The sequence below is a fragment of the Streptomyces sp. T12 genome (assembly GCF_028736035.1).
Taxonomy (GTDB): domain Bacteria; phylum Actinomycetota; class Actinomycetes; order Streptomycetales; family Streptomycetaceae; genus Streptomyces.
Genome location: NZ_CP117866.1, coordinates 2,082,473 through 2,103,766, shown reverse-complemented (window position 1 = coordinate 2,103,766; position 21,294 = coordinate 2,082,473). Strand labels below are relative to the sequence as shown.

Sequence of the window (21,294 nt, the reverse complement as noted above, 5' to 3'; positions counted from 1 at the left end):
GAGATCTGATTCCTATGCTTCACCGTAGGATTGCGGTTTCGTGAGCGCAAGAGATGCGCTGATCCTCCTCTGGAGGTACGACGAGAACCGGACGCCAACCAGCCTTCAGGGGGATCCGGCTGTCGGACCGGTGTTCTAGTCTCCCGGCATGTCGTGGACGCGGAGCCTGCTCGCCGCGCTCGCGGTCTGTGTCCTGCTGTTGACCGGATCCGCGGGCTGCGGCTCCAGTGATGCCCGGGACCAGGGGGAGAGCGGCGCCTCGCCCTCCCCGGTGGGCAAGGTCCTCGACGACACCGACGACGACGGGCGGCACTACCGCGAGGTGGACGAGGGCGGCGCGCCCGAGGTCGGCATCGAGGTGCAGCCGGACCCGGTCAGCGGCGACGGCAGCTGGGACGTACGGCTGACTGTCCGCGGTTTCCGCTTCTCGCCCGCCGGTACGAAGGCGCAGGCGGTGGCCGGCCGCGGGCTCGCGTACCTCTTCGTGGACGGCCGCCTCGTCACCAGGCTCCGCACCCCCGAGTACCGCCTCGCGGCCGACCTCGTCCCACGCGGCACGCACAAGGTCACCGTCCGCCTGTACGCCGACGACGGCACGGTGTGGGCGGTGAACGGCGACCCCGTCGAGAGCGCGGCCGACATCACGGCATCGGAGGCGGAAGCGACCGTGACGCCGACGCCGACGCCGACCCCGTCCACCGCGGCACTGAGTGCGCCGGGCACCCGCCTCCGTACAGGGGGGCGAGGTTCACCGGACCGAGGCGGAAAGGCATCATGAAGACCGTGCCCCACCCAGAAACGCTTCGCCGGGCGCCCGTGCAGCGGCGCAGCGCCGAACGGCTCACCAGGATCCTCGACGCCTGCGCCGACCTCCTCGACGAGGTCGGCTACGACGACCTGAGCACGCGGGCCGTCGCCCAGCGCGCGGGCGTTCCCATCGGCTCGGTCTACCGCTTCTTCGGCAACAAACGCCAGATGGCCGACGCCCTCGCCCAGCGCAACCTCGATCGCTACACCGTCCGCGTCACCGAGCGCCTCAAGGAGGCCGGTGACGGAGGCTGGCGGGCGGCCATGGATGCCGTGCTCGACGAGTACCTCGCCATGAAGCGCACCGCGCCCGGCTTCTCCCTCGTCGACTTCGGCAACCAGATCCCGGTCGGCACCCGCAGCGAACCCAACCACCGCGTCGCCGACCGCCTCACCGACCTGCTCTCCGGCTACCTCGACCGCGAACCGGACGAAGATCTGCGCCGCATCTTCCTCGTCGCCGTCGAGACCGCCGACACCCTGGTCCACCTCGCCTTCCGGGTGGCGCCGGAGGGCGACGAGCGGATCATCGGCGAGGCGCGGGAGATGCTGCGGGCGTATCTGGCACGGGTGCTGGACTGACGCGGGTACCCGGCTGAGAGGTCCGGCCGGCCTCCGGGGCACCGGTTCGTGAATTTCCGACTTCGTCCCCGGCAGGGGCTCCCCTCCATGCATACCGGTCGGTATGCTCGGCCGAGTCCGTGCGTCACCGCTGCCGCCACCCCGGGAGGACCCGTGTCCCGCACCGCACTGCGCATCTGCCCCCTGTGTGAGGCCACCTGCGGCCTGACGCTCACCATCGAGGGGACGAAGGTCACCGGTGCCCGCGGTGACCGCGACGACGTGTTCAGCCAGGGGTTCATCTGCCCCAAGGGCGCCTCCTTCGGGGCCGTCGACGGCGACCCCGACCGGCTGCGCACCCCGCTCGTGCGCAAGGACGGCGAGCTGCGCGAGGCCACCTGGGAGGAGGCCTTCGACGCGGTCGCCGCCGGTATCCGCCCGGTCGTCGAGCGGTACGGCGCGAACGCGGTCGGCATCGTGCTCGGCAACCCCAACGTGCACACCATGGCCGGCGCCCTCTACCCGACGGTGCTGCTGGCCGGCCTGCGCACCCGCAGCCTCTTCACCGCGTCCACGGTCGACCAGATGCCCAAGCACGTCTCCAGCGGCCTGCTCTACGGCGACGCCAACGCGATCCCCGTGCCGGACCTGGACCACACCGACCATCTGCTCCTGATCGGTGCCAACCCCCTGGAGTCCAACGGCAGCCTGTGCACCGCCCCCGACTTCCCCGGCAAGCTGAAGGCACTCAAGGCCCGCGGCGGCACCCTCACCGTCATCGACCCGCGCCGCACCCGCACCGCGAAACTCGCCGACCGGCACATCGCGATCCGGCCCGGCACCGACGCGCTGCTGCTCGCCGCGATGGCCTACGCGCTCTTCGAGGAAGGCCTCGCCGATCCGCGGGAGCTGACCCCGCACCTCCAGGGACTCGACGAACTCCGGGACGCCGTACGGGAATTCACCCCCGAAGCCGTCGCCGACGCCTGCGACGTGGACGCCGGTACGATCCGCACCCTCGCCCGCGAACTCGCCGCCGCCCCCACCGCCGCCGTCTACGGCCGCATCGGCAGCTGCACCGTCCCGCACGGCACGCTGGCCAGCTGGCTCGTCGATGTCCTCAACATCCTCACCGGCAACCTCGACCGCCCCGGCGGCGCCCTCTTCCCCCAGGCGGCCACCGACAGGACGCCCCGCCCCGCGGGGCCCGGCCACGGCTTCGCGCTGGGGCGCTGGCGCTCCCGGGTCGGGCGGCACCCCGAGGCGAAGGGGGAGTTGCCGCTCTCCGCGCTCGCCGAGGAGATCGACACCGCCACCGAGGAGGGCGAGCCGATCCGGGCGCTCATCGCGGTCGCCAGCAACCCGGTGCTGTCCGCCCCTGACGGCGACCGCCTCGACAAGGCCCTCGGCTCGCTCGACTTCATGGTCAGCGTCGACCCGTACCTCAACGAGACCTCGCGCCACGCCCACGTCGTGCTGCCGCCGCCCCCGCCCTCGCAGAGCCCGCACCACGACTTCGCCTTCAACACCCTCGCCGTCCGCAACCAGGTCCGCTACACCCGCCCCGCCGTCCCGCTGGAGCCGGGCCGCATGGCCGAGACCGAGATTCTGGCCCGGCTGATCCTCGCTGCCACCGGCATGCACGGCGCCGACCCGTCCGCGGTGGACGACCTGGTCATCGGCCAGACCCTCGGCAAGGCGGTGAAGGAGCCGCACTCACCCGTGCACGGAAGGGACCCGCGCGAACTCGCCGCGCAGCTCACCGGCGTCAACGGCCCCGAGCGGCGCCTGGACATGATGCTGCGCCTCGGCCCGTACGGCGACGGCTTCGGCGCCCGCCCCGACGGCCTGACCCTGCAGAAGCTGCTGGACCACCCGCACGGCATCGACCTCGGCCCGCTCCGCCCTCGCCTGCCGCAGCCGCTGAAGACCGTCAGCGGCAAGGTCGAGCTGCTGCCGCAGCCCATCGCCGACGACCTGCCCCGCCTCCGTGCGGCGCTGCGGGACCGCCCCGACGGGCTCGTCCTCGTCGGCCGCCGTCATCTGCGCTCCAACAACAGCTGGATGCACAACGTGCCCGCCCTCACCGGCGGCACCAACCGCTGCACCCTGCACATCCACCCCGAGGACGCCGAGCGGCTCGGCGTACGGAACGGGGCGGCCGTACGCCTCAAGGGCGCCGGGGGAGAGGTGACCGCCCCCACCGAGGTCACCGACGGCGTGCGCCCGGGCGTGGTGAGCCTGCCGCACGGCTGGGGTCACGACCGCCCCGGCACCCGCCTCAGCCACGCCGCCGCCGACCCCGGAGTCAACGTCAACCAGCTCCTCGACGGCAGCCTGCTCGACCCCCTGTCGGGCAACGCGGTGCTCAACGGGGTGCCGGTCGAAGTGGTCCCGGTGGCCGAAAAGATCACGGCTCTGACCTGAGCAAAGCTCTGACCTGGAGTTTTGCGCTTATTGCTCGCATGTCAACGTCTTGTTAACGCTGTTTGAAGAGACCTAACGTCGTCCCACCGCCGGCCCTGGTGGGTCGTTCAAGGGCGAACGTTAGGTATCCACTCATGCTGACCATTCTTGGCTTCGCCATGATCGCGACCTTCCTGGTCCTGATCATGATGAAGAAGATGTCGCCGATCGCGGCGCTCGTGCTGATTCCGGCACTGTTCTGCGTCTTCGTCGGGAAGGGCGCCAAGCTCGGTGACTACGTCATCGACGGCGTCACCAGCCTCGCCCCCACCGCGGCGATGCTCATGTTCGCGATCGTCTACTTCGGTGTGATGATCGATGTCGGCCTCTTCGACCCGATCGTTCGGGGGATCCTGAAGTTCGCCAAGGCCGACCCGATGCGCATCGTCGTCGGTACGGCGATCCTCGCCGCGATCGTCTCGCTCGACGGCGACGGCTCGACCACCTTCATGATCACGGTCTCGGCGATGTACCCGCTGTACAAGCGCCTGAAGATGAGCCTGGTCGTGATGACCGGTGTGGCCGCCATGGCCAACGGCGTGATGAACACCCTGCCGTGGGGCGGCCCGACCGCCCGCGCCGCCACCGCGCTCAAGCTCGATGCCAGCGACATCTTTGTCCCGATGATCCCGGCCCTGCTCGTCGGCCTGCTGGGCGTCTTCGTCCTCTCGTACTTCCTGGGCCTGCGCGAGCGCAAGCGGCTCGGTGTGCTGACGCTGGACGAGATCCTGGTCGAGGAGAAGGCCGAGGAGAAGGAGTCCGAGACGGTTCTCGTGGGCGCCGGCGGCTCCGGTGACTCGAAGACCCCCGTGACCACCGGCGGCGCCGGCTCCGGCACCGACGCCGAAGATGACGAGGAGGAGGAGCGCTTCACGGTCCTCGACCCGAATCGCGCCACCCTGCGCCCCAAGCTGTACTGGTTCAACGCGCTGGTCACGGTCGTCCTGCTCACCGCCATGATCATGGAGTGGCTGCCGATCCCGGTGCTGTTCCTGCTCGGCGCTGCGCTCGTGCTCACCGTGAACTTCCCGCACATCCCCGACCAGAAGGCCCGCCTCGCCGCGCACGCCGACAACGTCCTGAACGTCGCCGGCATGGTCTTCGCCGCCGCCGTCTTCACCGGCGTCCTGCAGGGCACCGGCATGGTCGACCACATGGCCCGCTGGATGGTCGACGTCATCCCCGAGGGCATGGGCCCGCACATGGCCCTGGTCACCGGTCTGCTGAGCCTTCCGCTCACGTACTTCATGTCGAACGACGGCTTCTACTTCGGCGTCCTCCCGGTCCTCGCCGAGGCCGGCGCGGCGCACGGCGTCACCCCGCTGGAGATGGCCCGCGCCTCCCTGGTCGGCCAGCCGCTGCACATGTCGAGCCCGCTCGTCCCGGCCGTGTACGTCCTGGTCGGCATGGCCAAGGTGGAGTTCGGCGACCACACCAAGTTCGTGGTGAAGTGGGCGGCGCTCACCTGCCTGATCATCCTCGCGGCGGGCATGCTCTTCGGCATCATCTGAACCGTCTGGACCATCCGATCCGCACGCACCTTTCCAGGAGGACACGTTCATGGCGCCCGGTGGGAACCGCGGCTGGCTGCTCCGCCTCGTCATCGCCTTCAGCTTCGCGCAGGGGGCGGTGTCCATGGCCCGGCCCGCCGTCTCCTACCGGGCGCTGGCGTTGGGCGCGGACGAGCGGGCGATCGGTGTGATCGCGGGTGTGTACGCCCTGCTCCCGCTGTTCGCCGCCGTCCCGCTGGGCCGCCGCACCGACCACGGCCGCTGTGCGCCGCTGCTGCCCGTCGGGGTCGTGCTGATATCGGGCGGCTGCGCGATGAGCGGTATCGCGAACTCCCTGTGGGGGATGGCGGTCTGGAGCGGTGTGATGGGCCTCGGCCATCTCTGCTTCGTCATCGGCGCCCAGTCGCTCGTCGCCCGCCAGTCCGCCCCGCACGAACAGGACCGCAACTTCGGTCACTTCACCATCGGCGCCTCCCTCGGCCAGCTGGTCGGCCCGATCGCCGCGGGCGCGCTGATCGGCGGCCGGGACATGGCGGGCACGAGCGCCTTCGCCCTGCTGGTGGCGGGCGCGGGCGGCGCGGTCGCGCTCACCTCGCTGTGGCACATAGAGAGCCGTACGACGTCCAAGTCCCGCGAGGAACAAGGCGAACGGGTCCCCGTGCGGCGCATCCTGCGTGCCCGGGGGGTGCCCGCCGGCATCTTCATCAGCCTCGCCGTGCTGTCCGCGACCGACATCCTCACCGCCTACCTCCCGGTGGTCGGCGAGCACCGGGGCATCGCGCCGTCGGTGATCGGCCTCCTGCTGAGCCTGCGCGCGGCGGCCAGCATCGCGTGCCGTCTGGTCCTGACGCCCCTGCTGCGGCTGCTCGGCCGCACCCTGCTGCTGACCGTGACCTGTCTGCTGGCGGCCCTGCTGTGCGCCGGGATCGCGCTGCCGGTGCCGGTGTGGGCGCTGGCCCTGATGCTGGCGGTGCTGGGCTTCTGCCTCGGCGTCGGCCAGCCGCTGTCCATGACGACGGTCGTCCAGGCGGCCCCCGACGGCGCCCGCTCCACCGCCCTCGCCCTGCGGCTGACCGGCAACCGCCTCGGCCAGGTGGCCGCGCCGGCCTCCGCGGGCCTGGTCGCCGGCATCGCGGGGGTGGCGGCGCCGTTCCTGATGCTGGGGGCGTTGCTGGTGCTGTCGGCGGGCATCGCCGCACGGACCCCGAAGCGGCCCGAAGGGCCCGGACCGGCCGCGGCGGAGCGGCCGAAGCGCTCAGGATTCCGCCGGACGAGCGATCTTTGACGACGCGCCGGACATCGGTGCGGCGAGTCGCTGTACGCGTAGCGGAGAGTCAGGCGAAGGAGCGATTTGTATGAAAATCGTCTGAATCAGAGGAGCGCGCATGCCGACCCTGACACCCTCACGTACGTTCCGCGCCCGCGCGGGCGCCACTGTCGTCCTCACGGCCCTCGCCGCGGCGGGTGCGTCGTGGGTGGCGGCGCCGACCGCGTCGGCCCAGGCGAACGGCGACATCAGGATCCATGGCGAGGGCATGCCCTACGGCACCCCGGATGACGAGGCGGTGGTCTGCAGGTTCTACCTCGATGCCGTCAACTTCGACACTCTCCCCTCGATCGAGTACACCATCACGCCGCAGCCTCCGCTGCCCAGCGCCGCTACCGTCACCGGCACCATCCAGCTCGCGGGGGGCGCCGGGCACACCGACTTGCTGGGGTTGGCGGACGGGCAATACATGATCACCTGGACCGTGGACGTCACCAACACCAAGAGAAAGCTCTTCCGTGTCAAGTGCGGCGACAGGCGGGAGGGAAGGCACGGTCCGGAGGGGCGCATCGAGGACCACGGCCACAACGAGGGATGGGGGCGGGGCGACCACGGCCCGAAGGGCGGTGTGCATGCGGGTGGCGGCGGTCTCATCGACACCGCGGCCGCGTACGCACCGGTGACCGCCGCGGCTGCCGTGGGCCTGGTCGCCGTCGGCGGCACCGCGTACGTCCGCAGGACCCGCCGGCGGCCCGATGGTGCCGCGTAGGCGCAGACGCAGGCCCTGGCACCGGACCCGCGCCTACCGCCTGGCCAGGACTGCCATGCTCACGGTCGTCCTGGTCATGGTGGTGGTGCGGTGCGACGGACAGGGCACGCCGACCGCAGGCCGGGCCCACGCTGCCGCCCCCGCCAAGCCGACGCCCCCGCCCCGCCCCTTGCCGCGCTCGAGGCCGACGTCCCTGCGCATCCCGGCCCTGGGCATCGACGCCCCGATCACGGGCCTCGGGCTCGACGGGAACCAGGAGTTGGAGACACCGCCCATCGACAACCCGAACATCGTCGGCTGGTACCGGGGCGGCCCCACCCCCGGCGAGCCCGGCACCGCCGTCGCAGTCGGCCACCGTGACACCAGGACCGGTGCCGCCGTGTTCGCCGGTCTCGCCTCGGTGAAGCGCGGCAAGCAGATCGAGGCGCGGCGCGCGGACGGCCGCAGCGCCGTGTACACCGTGGACCGGGTGAAGGTCTACGACAAGGCGGGCTTCCCCGACAAGGAGGTCTACGGCCCCACCGGGCGCCCGGAACTCCGCGTGATCACCTGCGGTGGCCTGTTCGGCCGGCGGACGGGATACACCAGCAACGTGGTGGTCTTCGCCCACCTGACCGCCACGAAGTGACCGGGCCCTTCCCCGACCGGGCACATTCCGTTAGCTTCCGTGACTCACGGGCCCCGTACGACCCGCACGAGGCTTTGGGCCCTGTCGTCAGACTCCCGCCTGCCCGGCGACGTCCGGTGCGTGCGCTCGCCCCCCCCGGGCGGATGACGGGAATGTGACGACAGGGCCCAGGACACACGGAGCAGCGGCGCTCCGGACAGCCCCCGGAGGCAGCAGTCATGACACGCGCCATCTCTCTGCACGACGTGAGCAAGACATACACGCGAGGCGTCCGCGTCGTGGACCGGCTCTCGCTGGACATCGAGCCCGGCGAGTTCCTCGTCCTCCTCGGTCCCTCCGGCTGCGGCAAGTCCACCGTCCTGAGAATGATCGCCGGCCTGGAGGAGATCGACGAGGGCGAGTTGCTGCTGGACGGCGAGTACGCCAACGACCTGGTGCCCGCCGCCCGGCACATGGCGATGGTCTTCCAGAACTTCGCCCTCTACCCGAGCATGACCAGCCGCGACAACATCGGCTTCCCGCTGCGCATCGAGGCACCCGGCGCGGACCCGGCCCCCCGGGTGGACGCCACCGCTCGCATGCTGGGCATCGAGGGTCTCCTCGACCGCTTCCCCGGCCAGCTCTCCGGCGGCGAACGCCAGCGCGTGGCCATGGGCCGGGCCATCGCCCGCCACCCCACCGCGTTCCTGATGGACGAGCCGCTGTCCAACCTCGACGCCAAGCTCCGGGGCCACCTGCGCGCCGAGATCTCCGGCCTCACCCGGAAGCTGGGCGTCACCACCGTGTACGTCACCCACGACCAGGCCGAGGCGATGTCGCTCGGCGACCGGGTCGCCGTCCTGCGCGGCGGCGTCCTCCAGCAGGTCGGCACCCCGCGCTCGGTGTACGCCCTGCCCCGCAACGTCTTCGTCGCCGCCTTCATCGGCACCCCGCGCATCAACCTCCTGCGGGGCGTCGTACGCGCTCCGCTCGACGGCGCCATGACCATCAGCCTCGGCAAGCAGTACCTCCGCCTGCCCGAACCTCTGTCCCCGGACCACCAGTTGCTCCGCGTCCAGCAGGGCCGCGAGGTCATCGTGGGCCTGCGCTCCGAGGCGGTCCGCATCGCCAAACCCTCCGCCGCCCGCCCCGGTGAGGTGCACATCACCGGCCTGGTCGAGCATGTGGAGTTCCAGGGGCACGAGGTCCTCGTCCACTTCAACACCGGCTCCCGCCCCGCGGTCGTACCCGACCTCGAAGCGCCGCGCGTCGCGGCCCGGCCCACGAGGCGCCGTCGCCGTGCCGCCGGCCGGGACGGCACGGTCCTGGACCGCCTCCGGGAACGCGCGGGCGCCCTGCGCGCCGGGCCGGTGGTGGTCCTCGACCAGCCGGACGACGCCGCCCCCGATCCGGCGCCGCCCGAGGGCCGCCTCCCCGGTGACCTCATCGTCCGCACCACGCCCGACATCGACTTCCGGCACGGCATGCAGGTCCCCCTCCTCGTCGACCTCGCCCACCTGTTCGTCTTCGACCAGCACGGCGAACGGATCTGCCCGGCGCCGGCGCGGTTGCCCGATCTGGAGGAGTGAAGTTCGTCAGATACAGGTACGTATGGGCGCATGACTGTGCAACTCACCCGCACCCGGGCCGCCTTCACGGTGGCCGGTCTGCTGCTGGCCGTCGCCGCGCCGACCGCGTACGCCACCCTCGACGACGGCGCCACCGCGGCGCCGGCCGCGCCCTCCGTGTCGTCCCGGGGGGAGCCGTACGTCGAGACGCAGCTCTTCTTCGGCACCGCGCGCCCAGGCGGTGGTCCGGCCGTCAGCGACAAGCAGTTCATGGCGTTCGTCGACAAGGAGGTCACGCCGGACTTCCCGGACGGGCTCACGATCCAGGCCGGGCGCGGGCAGTGGCGGGACGCGAACGGCACGATCGAGAAGGAGCGGTCGTACGAGCTGATCCTGCTCTATCCGCAGGCGCGGGCGCAGAGCAGCGACCGCAAGATCGAGGAGATCCGCCGCGCCTACGAGAAGGCCTTCGGTCAGGAGGCGGTGGGGAGGGTGGACGACGAGGCGCGCGTCGACTTCTGATGTCATGGGCCGCGCGGCGGTGCCGGCTGTCGATACGGCTGGCGCACAAAAACTAACGCCGCTAGTTTATGAGCCTGACGACGAGGCAGCCCGCCCTGGAGGAAGCGCAATGAAGGCACACGACGGCATGTACATCGACGGTGCGTGGCGCCCTGCCGCGGGCCGGGACGTGATCGAGGTGGTCAACCCGGCCGACGAGCAGGTCGTCGGCCGGGTCCCGGCCGGCACCGCCGAGGACGTCGACACCGCCGTACGGGCCGCCCGCGCCGCCCTCCCGGGCTGGGCCGCGACCCCGCCCGCCGAACGGGCCGCGCGGCTGGCCGCCCTCCGGGACGTCCTGGAGGCCCGCAAGGACGAGATCGCCGAGACGGTCACCGCCGAGCTCGGCTCCCCGCTGAAGTTCTCGCAGGGGGTGCACGCGGGCGTGCCGATCGCGGTCGCGGGCTCGTACGCCGAGCTGGCGGCGACGTACGCCTTCGAGGAGAAGGTCGGCAACTCGACCGTCCACCACGAGCCCATCGGCGTGGTCGGCGCCATCACGCCCTGGAACTACCCGCTCCACCAGATCGTCGCCAAGGCCGCCCCGGCGCTGGCGGCGGGCTGCACGGTGGTGCTGAAGCCCGCCGAGGACACCCCGCTGGTCGCCCAGCTCTTTGCCGAGGCGGTGCACGAGGCCGGTGTCCCCGCCGGCGTCTTCAACCTGGTCACCGGCCGTGGCCCGGTGGCCGGCCAGGCGCTCGCCGAGCATCCGGGCGTCGACCTGGTCTCCTTCACCGGCTCCACGGCCGTCGGCCGGCAGATCGCCGCGGTGGCCGGCGCGGCGATCAAGAAGGTCGCCCTGGAGCTGGGCGGCAAGTCCGCCAACGTCATCCTGCCGAGCGCCGACCTCGCCAAGGCCGTCAACGTCGGCGTCGCCAACGTCATGTCCAACTCCGGGCAGACGTGCAGCGCCTGGACGCGGATGCTGGTGCACCGGGACCAGTACGACGAGGCCGTGCAGCTGGCCGCGGACGCCGCCGCGAAGTACGGCGAGCGCATCGGGCCGGTGGTGAGCGCCAAGCAGCAGGAGCGGGTGCGCGGCTACATCGAGAAGGGCGTGGCCGAGGGCGCGCGGCTGGTCGCGGGCGGTCCCGAAGCGCCGCGCGAGCAGGGCTACTTCGTCAGCCCGACCGTCTTCGCCGACGTGACGCCCGAGATGACCATCGCGCAGGAGGAGATCTTCGGCCCGGTCCTGTCGATTCTGCGGTACGACGACGAAGAGGACGCCCTGCGGATCGCCAACGGCACCGTCTACGGCCTCGCGGGCGCCGTCTGGGCGGGCGAGGAGGCGGAGGCGGTGGCCTTCGCGCGCCGTATGGACACCGGGCAGGTCGACATCAACGGCGGCCGCTTCAACCCGCTCGCCCCCTTCGGCGGCTACAAGCAGTCGGGTGTGGGCCGCGAACTCGGCGCGCACGGCCTGACCGAGTACCTCCAGACCAAGTCCCTCCAGTTCTAGGGGAGTTTCCTTCATCATGGCTGTCCGCGCCGCCGTCCTGCCCGCCATCGGCTCCCCGCTGGAGATCACCGACATCGACCTGCCCGACCCCGGCCCCGGCCAGGTCCGCGTCCGCCTCGCCGCCGCCGGCGTCTGTCACTCCGACCTGTCCCTGTCCAACGGCACCATGCGCGTCCCGGTCCCCGCGGTCCTCGGCCACGAGGGCGCCGGCACGGTCGTGGCCGTGGGTGAGGGCGTCACCGACGTCGCACCGGGCGACGGCGTTGTCCTCAACTGGGCGCCCTCCTGCGGAAGTTGTCATGCCTGCTCGCTCGGCGAGGTCTGGCTGTGCGCCAACGCGTTGAACGGCGCCGCCGACGTCTACGCCTGTACCGCCGAGGGCACCGACCTCCACCCCGGCCTGAACGTCGCCGCGTTCGCCGAGGAGACGGTCGTGTCGGCGGGCTGCCTGCTGCCGCTCCCGGACGGCGTCCCGCTCACCGACGCCGCCCTGCTGGGCTGTGCCGTCCTCACCGGCTACGGCGCCGTGCACCACTCGGCGCGGGTCCAGCCGGGCGAGACGGTCGCGGTGTACGGCGTCGGGGGAGTGGGCCTCGCCGCACTGCAGGCCGCCAGGATCGCGGGCGCGGCGAAGATCGTCGCGGTCGATGTCTCCCCGGAGAAGGAGGAGCTGGCCCGGGCGGCGGGCGCCACGGACTACGTCGGCGCCTCCGAGAACACGGCCCGCGAGATCCGTGCCCTCACCGGCAAGCAGGGCGTCGACGTGGCCGTCGAGTGCGTGGGCCGCGCGACGACGATCCGCACCGCCTGGGACTCCACCCGCCGCGGCGGCCGCACCACGGTCGTCGGCATCGGCGGCAAGGACCAGCAGGTCACCTTCAACGCCCTGGAGATCTTCCACTGGGGCCGAACCCTCTCCGGCTGCGTCTACGGCAACTCCGACCCGGCCCGTGACCTGCCGGTACTGGCCGAGCACGTCCGCGCGGGCCGCCTGGACCTGGGCGCGCTGGTGACGGAACGGATCGGGTTGGAGGGCATCCCGGCGGCGTTCGAGAACATGCTTGCGGGCAAGGGCGGCCGGGCGCTGGTGGTGTTCTGAGACCCATGGTTGCCCGGAGCGCTCAGGTGCTCCGGGCAACCTTCGCGCACACCCGTTGACCCCATACCGTCCAGTCAGTATGTTCCCCGGAACGTCCCCACCGCACCCACCGGAGTGTGCACGCATGGACACGTTCCCTTCCGCTCCCCCCGCTCCCACCTCGACTGCTCCGCCCTCCGCCAACCGCCGCCGCGTCGCCACCGCCGCAGCCCTCGCCTCAGCCGTCGAGTGGTACGACTACTTCGTCTTCGGCATCGCCGCCGCGCTCGTCCTGGGCGATCTGTACTTCCCGTCCGGCAGCCCCACCGCGGGAGTACTCGCCTCCTTCGCCACCTTCGCCGTCGGCTTCCTGGCCCGCCCCCTCGGCGGCATCGTCGCAGGCCACCTCGGCGACAAGCGCGGCCGCAAGCCGATGCTGGTCCTCGCGCTCACCCTCATGGGCCTCGCCACCACCGGCATCGGCCTGCTCCCGACGTACGACACCATCGGCGTCGCCGCGCCGATCCTGCTGGTCCTCTTCCGCGTGCTGCAGGGCATCGCCGTCGGCGCCCAGTGGGGCGGCGCGATGCTGATGGCCACCGAGTACGCCCCCGAGGGCAAGCGCGGTATCTACGGCAGCTTCGTCCAGCTCGGCGTGCCCATCGGCGTGGTGACCGCCAACACGGTGTTCCTGCTCGCCGGAGCCTTCACCACCGACTCCGAGTTCGCGGCCTGGGCCTGGCGCGTGCCGTTCCTCGTCGGCCTGCTCGTCCTCGTGCTCGCCTGGTACATCCACACGCGCGTCGAGGAGACCCCCGAATTCCGGGAGGCGGAGAAGGCGCTGGCCGAGAAGGAGAAGTCGGAGCAGTCCTCCCCGCTGCGCACGATCCTGCGCGGCCACCTCGGCACGGTGCTGCTCGCCGGCGGCTCCTTCGCCGTGAACACCGCGACCTTCTACATCATCATCACCGGCGTGCTCGACTACACGACCCGCGAGCTCGGCATGAAGAAGAGCGCCGTCCTCACCGTCTCGCTCTGCATCAGCCTCACCCAGCTGGTGCTGATCCCGGCTGCCGCCGCGCTCTCGGACAAGATCGGCCGTATCCGCATCTACGCGCTCGGCGCGGCCGGCATCGGCCTGTGGGCCGTACCGCTGTTCCTGCTGATCGACACCGGGTCGCTGCTGTGGCTGGCGGTCGGCACGTTCGTGGCCAGCTGTTTCCTCAGCATCATGTACGGCCCCCAGGCGGCCTTGTTCGCCGAGCTGTTCACGCCCGAGATGCGCTACACGGGCGCCTCCCTCGGCTACCAGATCGCGGCCGTGCTCGGCGGTGGCCTCGCCCCGTTCGTCATGGTGCTGCTGCTGGAGGCCACCGGCACCTCGATGGCGGTCTCCGGCTACATCATCGGCCTGTCGGTGATCGCCCTGCTGTCCATCAAGGTCCTTGCGGACAGGGCGCGTTCACGCTGATTCCCGGGTCTGCTCGGGTTGTGGTGCCACCGCCACGACCCCAGGCCCTGCCGTCACATTCCCGCCTGCCCGGCGACGGCGGACGACGGGAATGTGACGGCAGGGCCTGGCCGCCCGGGTCCGGGACCGCGACACGGCGACCCCGGCCAGGCACAGCGCGCCGCCCGCCAGGGTGAGCGGCCCCGGCACCTCGCCCAGCGCCAGCCACGACATCAGCACGACAAGGGCGGGCACCGCGTACGTGGTCGCGCCCATGCGGCTGGCGGTCGTACGGGCCAGGGCGTAGGCCCAGGTCGTGAAGGCGAGCGCCAGCGAAAAGACGCCCAGATAGACCAGGTTGAGGGTCGCGGGGACGGAGGCATCGGCCACGTCGTCGATGAGCTGCCCGCTGAACGGCAGGCAGACGACCGCGCCGACCAGACACCCGAACGTCGTCACCTGGAGCGGGCTCGCATGGCCCAGCGCCGGCTTCTGCGCCACCACACCGCCCGCGTACCCGACCGCGGCGAGCAGGCACAGCACCACCCCGAGCACCGAGGAGCCGCCCCCGCCCGACATCGACAGACCCACGGTCACCGCACCGGCGAACGACACCGCCATCCCCGCCAGCAGCCGCGGCGGCGTCGGGTCCCCGAGCAGCCGGGCGCCCAGCAGCGCGATGAGGATGGGCCCGATGTTCACGACGAGAGCCGCCGTACCGGCGTCCACCTGCTGCTCGCCCCAGTTCAGCACGACGCTGTAGAAGCCGAACCACAGCAGGCCCGATATCGCGATCCCGGGCCAGGCCGCCCGAGGAGGCAGCCCCTCCCGACGGACGAGGCAGATCACCCCCAGCACCAGGGCGCCGACGAGCAGCCGCCCCAGCGCGAGCGCGCCCGGCGAGTACTCCTCACCCGCGCTGCGGATGGAGACGAAGGCGGAGGCCCACAGCACGACGGTGACGGTGGCGGCACCGGCGGCGAGTAGTTCGGTGCGGTGGGGCGGACGGGTCGCAGAGGTGGTCATCATGCTCCAGAGGCTAGGGATGCAGGGGTTCGGAAGCTCGCGGATTTCGGACAGGTCGTTGGCCGTCTGCGGGTGCGTGGGGGGCTCGTCGCGCCCACGCGGCGGAGCCGCATGTCGATACAGCTCCGGGCCCCTATCGAGGCGCTCAGCGCAGCGTTGCCTCATCAATGCCCAGCAGCTCGGACAGGGCCCGCTCACCCGACGCAGTCACCTTCACCGCCCGCTCGGACCCGATCCGCACACACCACCCCGCGTCCAGCGCGTGCCGGCACAGGGCCGCACCCGCGACGCCCGCGAGATGCGGTCGGCGTTCGGTCCAGTCGAGGCAGGCGCGGGCCAGCGGGCGGCGGCCGGTGCGGTCGAGGCGGATACCGGCGGTGTCGAACCAGCCGAGGCCCGCGTCCGTGAGCGCGAACCCGGTGTCCTGCCGCAGCAGCCCGTGCGCGGTCAGCGCGTCCGTGACCGCGATGCCGAGCCGCCCGGCGAGATGGTCGTAGCAGGTACGGCCGCGCGCCATGGCCGACCCGGCGCTGGACTCCCGCAGGTTCCGCGGCCGTACGGTGGCACTCGGCGACACCTGCGCGGCCAGGTCCTCCACCAGTTGCGCGACGCGCGCGCCGGCCAGCCGTACGTACCGGTGCCGCCCCTGCCGCTCCTCGGTGAGCAGCCCGCCCGCGACGAGCTTGCTCAGATGCTCGCTCAGCGTCGACGCGGCGACCCCGGCGTGCCGCGCCAGCTCGCCGGCGGTCCACGCCCGCCCGTCGAGCAGCGCCAGCAGACAGGCCGCCCGGGTCTCGTCGGCGATGAGCCCGGCGAGCCGGGCCAGTTGCGGCGCCTGGGGGTCCCTGGTGGTCATGCCTCCCAGCATGGGCCACGGACACTTCGGTGAACGCCGAAGCGTGTTATGCGGTGCGCCCGACCTGCTCGTACTGCCCCGCCAGCCCGTCCAGCAGCGCCGCCAGCCCCGTCTCGAAGGCCCGCTCGTCGATCTTCTCCTGCCGCTCGGGGAGGAGGTGGGCCTGTCCGAGGTGCGGATAGTCGGCCGGGTCGTACGCGCTGGCGTCGTCGACGAAGCCCCCGGCGAACGAGCCCAGCGCGGAGCCCATGATGAAGTACCGCATCAGCGCCCCGATGGACGTGGCCTGCGCCGGCGGCCAGCCCGCGTCGACCATCGCGCCGTAGACCGCGTCGGCGAGCTTCAGCCCGGCCGGGCGACGCCCCGGACCCGTGGCCAGGATCGGGACGATGTTCGGGTGGTCGCGCAGGGCGGCCCGGTAGGAGACGGCCCAGTCGTGCAGTGCGGTCCGCCAGTCCCGGCCGTCCTCGAACATCGACAGGTCGACCTGGGCACTCACCGAGTCCGCGACCGCCTCCAGGATCTCGTCCTTCGTGCGGAAGTGGTTGTAGAGGGACGGCCCGCTCACCCCCAGCTCGGCGGCGAGCCGACGCGTGGAGACGGCGGCCAGGCCCTCCGTGTCCACGAGTGCGCGCGCCGTCTCGACGATCCGGTCGTAGCTCAGCAGGGGCTTGCGCGGTCGGGCCATGGCGCACATAGTAGGGCTGCCGAACAGAAACTAGCAGTGCTAATTTAAATGTACGGCTTTCAATGTCCACTGTCAGTGGGGTGATTCGGCATGAACCTGGAGCTCAGCGAGGAGCAGACCGCCGTCCGGCGGCTCGCCCGGGACTTCGTGGAGCGCGAGATCGTCCCCCATGTCGTCGCCTGGGACCGCGCCGAGGAGGTCGACCGCGCAGTCGTGAAGAAGCTCGGCGAGGTCGGCTTCCTGGGCCTGACGATCGACGAGGAGTACGGCGGCTCGGGCGGCGACCATCTCGCGTACTGCCTGGTGACCGAGGAACTCGGCCGCGGCGACTCGTCCGTGCGCGGGATCGTGTCCGTCTCGCTCGGCCTGGTCGCCAAGACGATCGCCGCCTGGGGGAGCGAGGAGCAGAAGCGGCACTGGCTGCCGGGGCTCACCGCCGGCGAGTACGTCGGCTGCTTCGGCCTCACCGAACCGGGCACCGGGTCCGACGCGGGCAACCTCACCACCCGTGCGGTCCGCGACGGCGAGGACTACGTCATCAGCGGCACCAAGATGTTCATCACCAACGGCACCTGGGCCGATGTCGTCCTGCTCTTCGCCCGCTCCACCGACGCGCCCGGCCACAAGGGCGTCTCCGCCTTCCTGGTCCCCACCGACACCCCCGGCCTGACCCGCCGCACCATCCACGGCAAGCTCGGCCTGCGCGGTCAGGCCACCGCCGAGCTGGTGCTGGAGGACGTACGGGTGCCTGCCGAGGCCATGCTGGGGGAGGAGGGCAAGGGCTTCTCGGTCGCGATGTCGGCCCTGGCCAAGGGGCGGATGTCGGTCGCCGCGGGGTGCGTCGGCATAGCCCAGGCCGCGCTGGAGGCGGCCGTCCGATACGCCGGTGAACGCGAGCAGTTCGGCCGGACCATCGCCCACCATCAGCTGGTCCAGGAGCTGATCAGCGACATCGCCGTGGACGTGGACGCGGCCCGGCTGCTGACCTGGCGGGTCGCCGACCTGATCGACCGCGGGCAGCCCTTCGCCGTCGAGTCCTCCAAGGCCAAGCTCTTCGCCTCCGAGGCCGCCGTCCGCGCCGCCAACAACGCCCTGCAGGTCTTCGGCGGTTACGGCTACATCGACGAGTACCCGGCGGGCAAACTGCTGCGCGACGCCCGCGTGATGACCCTCTACGAGGGCACGAGCCAGATCCAGAAGCTGCTCATCGGGCGGGCGCTGACGGGGGTTTCAGCGTTCTGAGTATCCTCCTGAGTACTTGGGCGGATGTGGCCGGCGCCGCGTCCGCCGAAGCTTGGCCGCATGAGTGACACACCGGTCAAGCAGCAGAGCACGGCCGCCTTCTACGGCCAGGCGGTCGCCTCCTTTGCCGTCGCGATGGCGGCCACCGCCATCGGAATCTTCCGGCTGAACGCCGACGCATGGGTGCGAGGCTTCCTCGCGATCGCCGTGCTCTACCTGGTCACCTCCGCCTTCACGCTGGCCAAGGTCATCCGGGACCGCCAGGAGGCCGGGCAGATCGTCAGCCGGGTCGACCAGGCGCGACTGGAGAAGCTGCTCGCCGAGCACGACCCGTTCGAGAAGATCTGAGCCGGACCCGTACGCCGCTGAGCGGGCACACTAAGCGCCCGCTCAGCTTCAGCGGTATGGTGGGGGTTCTGTCATCGAGAGGGGCGAGTGAGCGATGAGTACGGCGGAGGAGACGGCCGGCGGCGACACGTCGGCGTGGGGTGAGGTTACGCCCGACGCGGCCAGGCGGCTGCTGATCGCTGCCGTGGAGGCCTTCGCCGAGCGCGGCTACCACGCCACGACGACCCGTGACATCGCGGGCCGCGCCGGGATGAGCCCCGCCGCGCTCTACATCCACTACAAGACCAAGGAAGAGCTGCTCCACCGCATCAGCAGGATCGGCCACGAGAAGGCGCTCGAGATCCTGCGTACGGCTTCCCGCCGCGAGGGCACGGCGGCCGAGCGGCTCGCCGACGCGGTGAGCTCCTTCGTCCGCTGGCACGCCGGCGGGCGCACGACTGCCCGGGTCGTGCAGTACGAGCTGGACTCGCTCGGCCCGGATGCCCGCGCCGAGATCCTCGCGCTGCGCCGGCAGTGTGACGCCGAGGTGCGCGGGATCATCGAGGACGGTGTGGCGGCCGGCGAGTTCGACGTGCTGGACGTGAAGGGCACGACCCTCGCCGTGCTCTCCCTGTGCATCGACGTGGCCCGCTGGTTCAGCGTCGACGGCCCCTGGACGCCCGACGAGGTCGGCGCGCTGTACGCCGACCTCGTGCTGCGGATGGTGGGAGCGAAGTAGGCCTCCCGGCTCCTTGCGCCGCTCGGCTACAGGTAGTACCGCGAGACGGACTCGGCGACGCATACGGGCTTGTCCCCGCCCTCGCGCTCCACGCTGAACGCGATGGTGACCTGGACGCCGCCCGCCACGTCGTCCACGCCGGTGATCGTGGCGGTGGCACGCAGCCGCGAGCCGACCGGCACCGGGGCGGGGAAACGGACCTTGTTCGTCCCGTAGTTGACGCCCATCTTCACGCCTTCGACCTTGATGAGCTGGGGTCCGAAGAGCGGAAGCAGCGAGAGGGTGAGATACCCGTGGGCGATGGTGGTCCCGAAGGGCCCGGCGGCGGCCTTCTCCGGATCGACGTGGATCCACTGGTGGTCACCGGTGGCCTCCGCGAAGAGATCGATCCGCTTCTGGTCGACCTCCAGCCAGTCCGTGTACCCCAGCTGCTCGCCCACCGCCGCCTTCAGGTCGTCGGCGGAGGTGAAGATCCTCGGCTCTGCCATGTCCAGGCCTCTCGCGTCGTCTGTCTCGGATGTCTCGGATGACCAATGCCTAAGCGACTGCTTAGCATGCTAGGCCGTGAAGCCTCTGTCAACGGAACCGGGCTGTGACGCGATAGGTAGGTTTGAGGCGTGCCCCAGATCCCCGAGAAGATCCACGAGCTCACGGTCGGCCAGCTCGCCGCCCGGAGCGGCGCCGCCGTCTCCGCCCTGCACTTCTATGAGTCCAAGGGCCTGATCAGCAGCCGCCGCACCTCCGGCAACCAGCGACGCTACACCCGTGACACCCTGCGCCGGGTCGCCTTCGTCCGGGCCGCGCAGCGCGTCGGCATCCCCCTGGCCACGATCCGCGACGCCCTCGCCGAACTCCCCGAGGAACGCACGCCCACCCATGAGGACTGGGCGCGATTGTCGGAGGCCTGGCGCTCGGAGCTGGAGGAGCGCATCAAGCAACTGAACCGCCTCCGCGACCACTTGACCGACTGCATCGGCTGCGGCTGCCTCTCCCTGGACACGTGCGTCCTCTCCAACCCGGACGACGTCTTCGGCGAACGGCTCACGGGGTCCCGTCTGCTGGCGGAGCCGGGGGGTCGGCAGAAGGCGGCACCGGGTACGGGCGGGAAGCGGGAGCAGGAGGCCGGGGACCGCTGCTGACACGCTGGGTGGCCAGGGGCGCCCACGCGGCGGAGCCGCATATCGATCCAGTCCCGCGCCCCTGGCGTGCTGCAGCGTCGTCGGCAGTCGGGCGACGGCCCTGAGTCACTCGTACTCGGTCCCGCCCTTCCGCGTCAGATACGCCGGGCTCACCGCCTTCGCGATCGCCCGCCCCCCGGTCACCGTGCTGTGCCGCTCGACAACCGGTCGTATCACCACGCCCTCCCGCAGATGCAGCTCCCGCCCCGAGACGGTCTCGCGCCCCGTGGCAACCTCCAGTACCCGCTCGATGTCGAACGGTCCCTCGAACAGCCGTGGTACCAGGGGCAGTTCCCCCTCCAGTACCTCCGCGGCGTCCAGCCACCGCACCCGACCGTCGATCTCAGCGGACACATCGAACACGGCGTACCCCAAGGTCTCCCGTCGACCGTCGGCGCCATATGTCAGGTCCTGCACGCCCGCGCCGTACACCTCGCCGAAGATGCCCACCCGGCGGGCACCCAGTCGCGCGGCCAGCCGAGCCGCCGCCTCGGCGACGCCGTGCCCCCGCATCGCCCGCCAGTACAGATTCCGCGACTCCTCCTTCAGCGCCAGCGACTTCGCCCCGAAGCCCTTGGAGGAGACGTACACCCGGTCCTCGTCGGCGACATACGTCAGCAGGCACGCCGATCCGTGCAGTTTCTCGGTCAGGATCACGGGCTCACCCGGCACGAAGATGTCCGGATACCGCTGGATGTTCTCGATGTCGACCCAGGGCAGCAGATCCGGCGCCGACTCCACCTCACCGGACATCGTCGGCGGGATCGGCGGCACCCACTTGGTGACCCCGAGCAGCTCCGCGAAGTCGGTCCCCTCCGCAGCCGCCCGCGCCAGATCGACGTCGGCCAGCACCTTCGGCCGGCACACGATCCCCTGCGACAGCTCACCGCGCAGCCGCACCGCCTTGACCCGGTCGGCCCCGCTCCCCGCCAGCCGCCCGGTCAGCCCCAGTTCCTCGATCAGTTCGGCCGGCAGCACGGACTGCTCGGGGATGTACACGGCGGCCTCACCGGTGCGGTACGCGCCCTTGGCGACGACGGCCCGGTACAGACCCACCTGGGCCAGCTCCAGGGCGTCGGCGTTGGGGTGTTCGTGGACGGTCAGCACTTCGGCGGTGACGCGCAGCGTCGACAT

Annotated in this window: 21 protein-coding genes; 16 read left to right on the top strand and 5 right to left on the bottom strand. The window is 71.4% G+C overall.

The features are described 5' to 3' along the window. Window positions 1–148 precede the first annotated feature (148 nt). The 12 genes from PBV52_RS09295 to PBV52_RS09240 all read left to right on the top strand — a co-directional run bounded on the left by PBV52_RS09295 (window position 149) and on the right by PBV52_RS09240 (window position 14,125). Entirely contained in the window at window positions 149–778 is a 630-nt protein-coding gene (locus tag PBV52_RS09295) for a hypothetical protein (protein WP_274237821.1), read from the top strand. Continuing rightward, complete coding sequence (locus tag PBV52_RS09290; protein WP_274237820.1) at window positions 775–1,389, top strand: TetR/AcrR family transcriptional regulator; 615 nt, start codon at window positions 775–777, stop codon at window positions 1,387–1,389. The genes PBV52_RS09295 and PBV52_RS09290 overlap by 4 nt, the downstream gene beginning before the upstream one ends. A 153-nt stretch (window positions 1,390–1,542) precedes the next feature. After that, window positions 1,543–3,795, top strand: a complete 2,253-nt coding sequence (locus PBV52_RS09285) for a molybdopterin-dependent oxidoreductase (RefSeq protein WP_274237819.1) — start codon at window positions 1,543–1,545, stop codon at window positions 3,793–3,795. A 134-nt stretch (window positions 3,796–3,929) separates the two neighbouring features. Continuing rightward, a complete protein-coding gene (locus tag PBV52_RS09280) occupies window positions 3,930–5,345 on the top strand; it encodes a CitMHS family transporter (RefSeq protein ID WP_274237818.1) in 1,416 nt (471 codons plus the stop codon). A gap of 49 nt (window positions 5,346–5,394) precedes the next feature. Continuing rightward, a complete protein-coding gene (locus PBV52_RS09275) occupies window positions 5,395–6,630 on the top strand; it encodes an MFS transporter (protein ID WP_274237817.1) in 1,236 nt (411 codons plus the stop codon). 100 nt (window positions 6,631–6,730) lie between these two features. Next, complete coding sequence (locus tag PBV52_RS09270; protein ID WP_274237816.1) at window positions 6,731–7,381, top strand: hypothetical protein; 651 nt, start codon at window positions 6,731–6,733, stop codon at window positions 7,379–7,381. Further along, window positions 7,368–8,009 carry a class F sortase gene (locus tag PBV52_RS09265; RefSeq protein WP_274237815.1) on the top strand — a complete coding sequence of 214 codons (642 nt, stop codon included), beginning with the start codon at window positions 7,368–7,370 and terminating at the stop codon, window positions 8,007–8,009. Before PBV52_RS09270 ends, PBV52_RS09265 begins: the two co-directional genes overlap by 14 nt. 218 nt (window positions 8,010–8,227) lie before the next feature. Then, window positions 8,228–9,577, top strand: coding sequence for an ABC transporter ATP-binding protein (locus PBV52_RS09260; RefSeq protein ID WP_274237814.1), 1,350 nt, complete (start codon window positions 8,228–8,230; stop codon window positions 9,575–9,577). Window positions 9,578–9,607: 30 nt separating this feature from the next. Continuing rightward, entirely contained in the window at window positions 9,608–10,078 is a 471-nt protein-coding gene (locus PBV52_RS09255) for a DUF3574 domain-containing protein (protein ID WP_274237813.1), read from the top strand. A 109-nt stretch (window positions 10,079–10,187) separates the two neighbouring features. Further along, window positions 10,188–11,576 (top strand): aldehyde dehydrogenase family protein, encoded by a 1,389-nt coding sequence (locus tag PBV52_RS09250; protein WP_274237812.1) that lies wholly within the window; start codon window positions 10,188–10,190, stop codon window positions 11,574–11,576. A 16-nt stretch (window positions 11,577–11,592) separates the two neighbouring features. Further along, on the top strand, window positions 11,593–12,675 hold the full coding sequence (locus tag PBV52_RS09245; RefSeq protein WP_274237811.1) for a Zn-dependent alcohol dehydrogenase: 1,083 nt from the start codon (window positions 11,593–11,595) through the stop codon (window positions 12,673–12,675). Window positions 12,676–12,799: 124 nt separating this feature from the next. After that, entirely contained in the window at window positions 12,800–14,125 is a 1,326-nt protein-coding gene (locus tag PBV52_RS09240; protein WP_274237810.1) for an MFS transporter, read from the top strand. Here PBV52_RS09240 and PBV52_RS09235 read toward each other — a convergent pair. The 3 genes from PBV52_RS09235 to PBV52_RS09225 all read right to left on the bottom strand — a co-directional run bounded on the left by PBV52_RS09235 (window position 14,117) and on the right by PBV52_RS09225 (window position 16,674). Then, window positions 14,117–15,133 (bottom strand): DMT family transporter, encoded by a 1,017-nt coding sequence (locus PBV52_RS09235; protein WP_274237809.1) that lies wholly within the window; start codon window positions 15,131–15,133, stop codon window positions 14,117–14,119. The genes PBV52_RS09240 and PBV52_RS09235 overlap by 9 nt on opposite strands. A gap of 142 nt (window positions 15,134–15,275) precedes the next feature. Further along, the gene (locus PBV52_RS09230) at window positions 15,276–15,986 is read right to left on the bottom strand and encodes a helix-turn-helix transcriptional regulator (RefSeq protein ID WP_274237808.1); all 711 of its coding nucleotides are present in this window, start codon (window positions 15,984–15,986) and stop codon (window positions 15,276–15,278) included. Window positions 15,987–16,032: 46 nt separating this feature from the next. After that, a complete protein-coding gene (locus PBV52_RS09225; RefSeq protein ID WP_274237807.1) occupies window positions 16,033–16,674 on the bottom strand; it encodes a TetR/AcrR family transcriptional regulator in 642 nt (213 codons plus the stop codon). A gap of 90 nt (window positions 16,675–16,764) precedes the next feature. Between PBV52_RS09225 and PBV52_RS09220 the strand changes: the two genes are divergently transcribed. The 3 genes from PBV52_RS09220 (at window position 16,765) to PBV52_RS09210 (ending at window position 18,982) form a co-directional block, all read left to right on the top strand. Beyond that, the gene (locus tag PBV52_RS09220) at window positions 16,765–17,916 is read left to right on the top strand and encodes an acyl-CoA dehydrogenase family protein (RefSeq protein WP_274237806.1); all 1,152 of its coding nucleotides are present in this window, start codon (window positions 16,765–16,767) and stop codon (window positions 17,914–17,916) included. 60 nt (window positions 17,917–17,976) lie between these two features. Continuing rightward, window positions 17,977–18,264: a YiaA/YiaB family inner membrane protein gene (locus PBV52_RS09215; RefSeq protein ID WP_274237805.1), complete on the top strand. Its 288-nt coding sequence runs from the start codon at window positions 17,977–17,979 to the stop codon at window positions 18,262–18,264. A 94-nt stretch (window positions 18,265–18,358) separates the two neighbouring features. Continuing rightward, window positions 18,359–18,982, top strand: coding sequence for a TetR/AcrR family transcriptional regulator (locus tag PBV52_RS09210; RefSeq protein ID WP_274237804.1), 624 nt, complete (start codon window positions 18,359–18,361; stop codon window positions 18,980–18,982). Between the two features lie 26 nt (window positions 18,983–19,008). On the opposite strand, the gene PBV52_RS09205 is transcribed toward PBV52_RS09210, so the two are convergent. After that, window positions 19,009–19,470 carry a MaoC family dehydratase gene (locus PBV52_RS09205; RefSeq protein WP_274237803.1) on the bottom strand — a complete coding sequence of 154 codons (462 nt, stop codon included), beginning with the start codon at window positions 19,468–19,470 and terminating at the stop codon, window positions 19,009–19,011. A gap of 129 nt (window positions 19,471–19,599) precedes the next feature. On the opposite strand from PBV52_RS09205, the gene soxR reads away from it, so the two are divergent. Then, complete coding sequence (soxR, locus tag PBV52_RS09200) at window positions 19,600–20,121, top strand: redox-sensitive transcriptional activator SoxR (RefSeq protein WP_274237802.1); 522 nt, start codon at window positions 19,600–19,602, stop codon at window positions 20,119–20,121. A gap of 105 nt (window positions 20,122–20,226) precedes the next feature. On the opposite strand, the gene PBV52_RS09195 is transcribed toward soxR, so the two are convergent. Then, entirely contained in the window at window positions 20,227–21,294 is a 1,068-nt protein-coding gene (locus PBV52_RS09195; protein ID WP_274237801.1) for an RNA ligase (ATP), read from the bottom strand.

Excerpts from the sequence above, each read along its gene's own strand:
- PBV52_RS09295 (WP_274237821.1), top strand. The coding sequence starts at position 149 with ATGTCGTGGACGCGGAGCCTGCTCGCCGCGCTCGCGGTCTGTGTCCTG.
- PBV52_RS09290 (WP_274237820.1), top strand. The coding sequence starts at position 775 with ATGAAGACCGTGCCCCACCCAGAAACGCTTCGCCGGGCGCCCGTGCAG.
- PBV52_RS09280 (WP_274237818.1), top strand. The coding sequence starts at position 3,930 with ATGCTGACCATTCTTGGCTTCGCCATGATCGCGACCTTCCTGGTCCTG.
- PBV52_RS09275 (WP_274237817.1), top strand. The coding sequence starts at position 5,395 with ATGGCGCCCGGTGGGAACCGCGGCTGGCTGCTCCGCCTCGTCATCGCC.
- PBV52_RS09270 (WP_274237816.1), top strand. The coding sequence starts at position 6,731 with ATGCCGACCCTGACACCCTCACGTACGTTCCGCGCCCGCGCGGGCGCC.
- PBV52_RS09265 (WP_274237815.1), top strand. The coding sequence starts at position 7,368 with ATGGTGCCGCGTAGGCGCAGACGCAGGCCCTGGCACCGGACCCGCGCC.
- PBV52_RS09260 (WP_274237814.1), top strand. The coding sequence starts at position 8,228 with ATGACACGCGCCATCTCTCTGCACGACGTGAGCAAGACATACACGCGA.
- PBV52_RS09255 (WP_274237813.1), top strand. The coding sequence starts at position 9,608 with ATGACTGTGCAACTCACCCGCACCCGGGCCGCCTTCACGGTGGCCGGT.
- PBV52_RS09250 (WP_274237812.1), top strand. The coding sequence starts at position 10,188 with ATGAAGGCACACGACGGCATGTACATCGACGGTGCGTGGCGCCCTGCC.
- PBV52_RS09245 (WP_274237811.1), top strand. The coding sequence starts at position 11,593 with ATGGCTGTCCGCGCCGCCGTCCTGCCCGCCATCGGCTCCCCGCTGGAG.
- PBV52_RS09240 (WP_274237810.1), top strand. The coding sequence starts at position 12,800 with ATGGACACGTTCCCTTCCGCTCCCCCCGCTCCCACCTCGACTGCTCCG.
- PBV52_RS09235 (WP_274237809.1), bottom strand. The coding sequence starts at position 15,133 with ATGATGACCACCTCTGCGACCCGTCCGCCCCACCGCACCGAACTACTC.
- PBV52_RS09230 (WP_274237808.1), bottom strand. The coding sequence starts at position 15,986 with ATGACCACCAGGGACCCCCAGGCGCCGCAACTGGCCCGGCTCGCCGGG.
- PBV52_RS09225 (WP_274237807.1), bottom strand. The coding sequence starts at position 16,674 with ATGGCCCGACCGCGCAAGCCCCTGCTGAGCTACGACCGGATCGTCGAG.
- PBV52_RS09220 (WP_274237806.1), top strand. The coding sequence starts at position 16,765 with ATGAACCTGGAGCTCAGCGAGGAGCAGACCGCCGTCCGGCGGCTCGCC.
- PBV52_RS09215 (WP_274237805.1), top strand. The coding sequence starts at position 17,977 with ATGAGTGACACACCGGTCAAGCAGCAGAGCACGGCCGCCTTCTACGGC.
- PBV52_RS09210 (WP_274237804.1), top strand. The coding sequence starts at position 18,359 with ATGAGTACGGCGGAGGAGACGGCCGGCGGCGACACGTCGGCGTGGGGT.
- PBV52_RS09205 (WP_274237803.1), bottom strand. The coding sequence starts at position 19,470 with ATGGCAGAGCCGAGGATCTTCACCTCCGCCGACGACCTGAAGGCGGCG.
- PBV52_RS09195 (WP_274237801.1), bottom strand. The coding sequence starts at position 21,294 with ATGTCGACGCTGCGCGTCACCGCCGAAGTGCTGACCGTCCACGAACAC.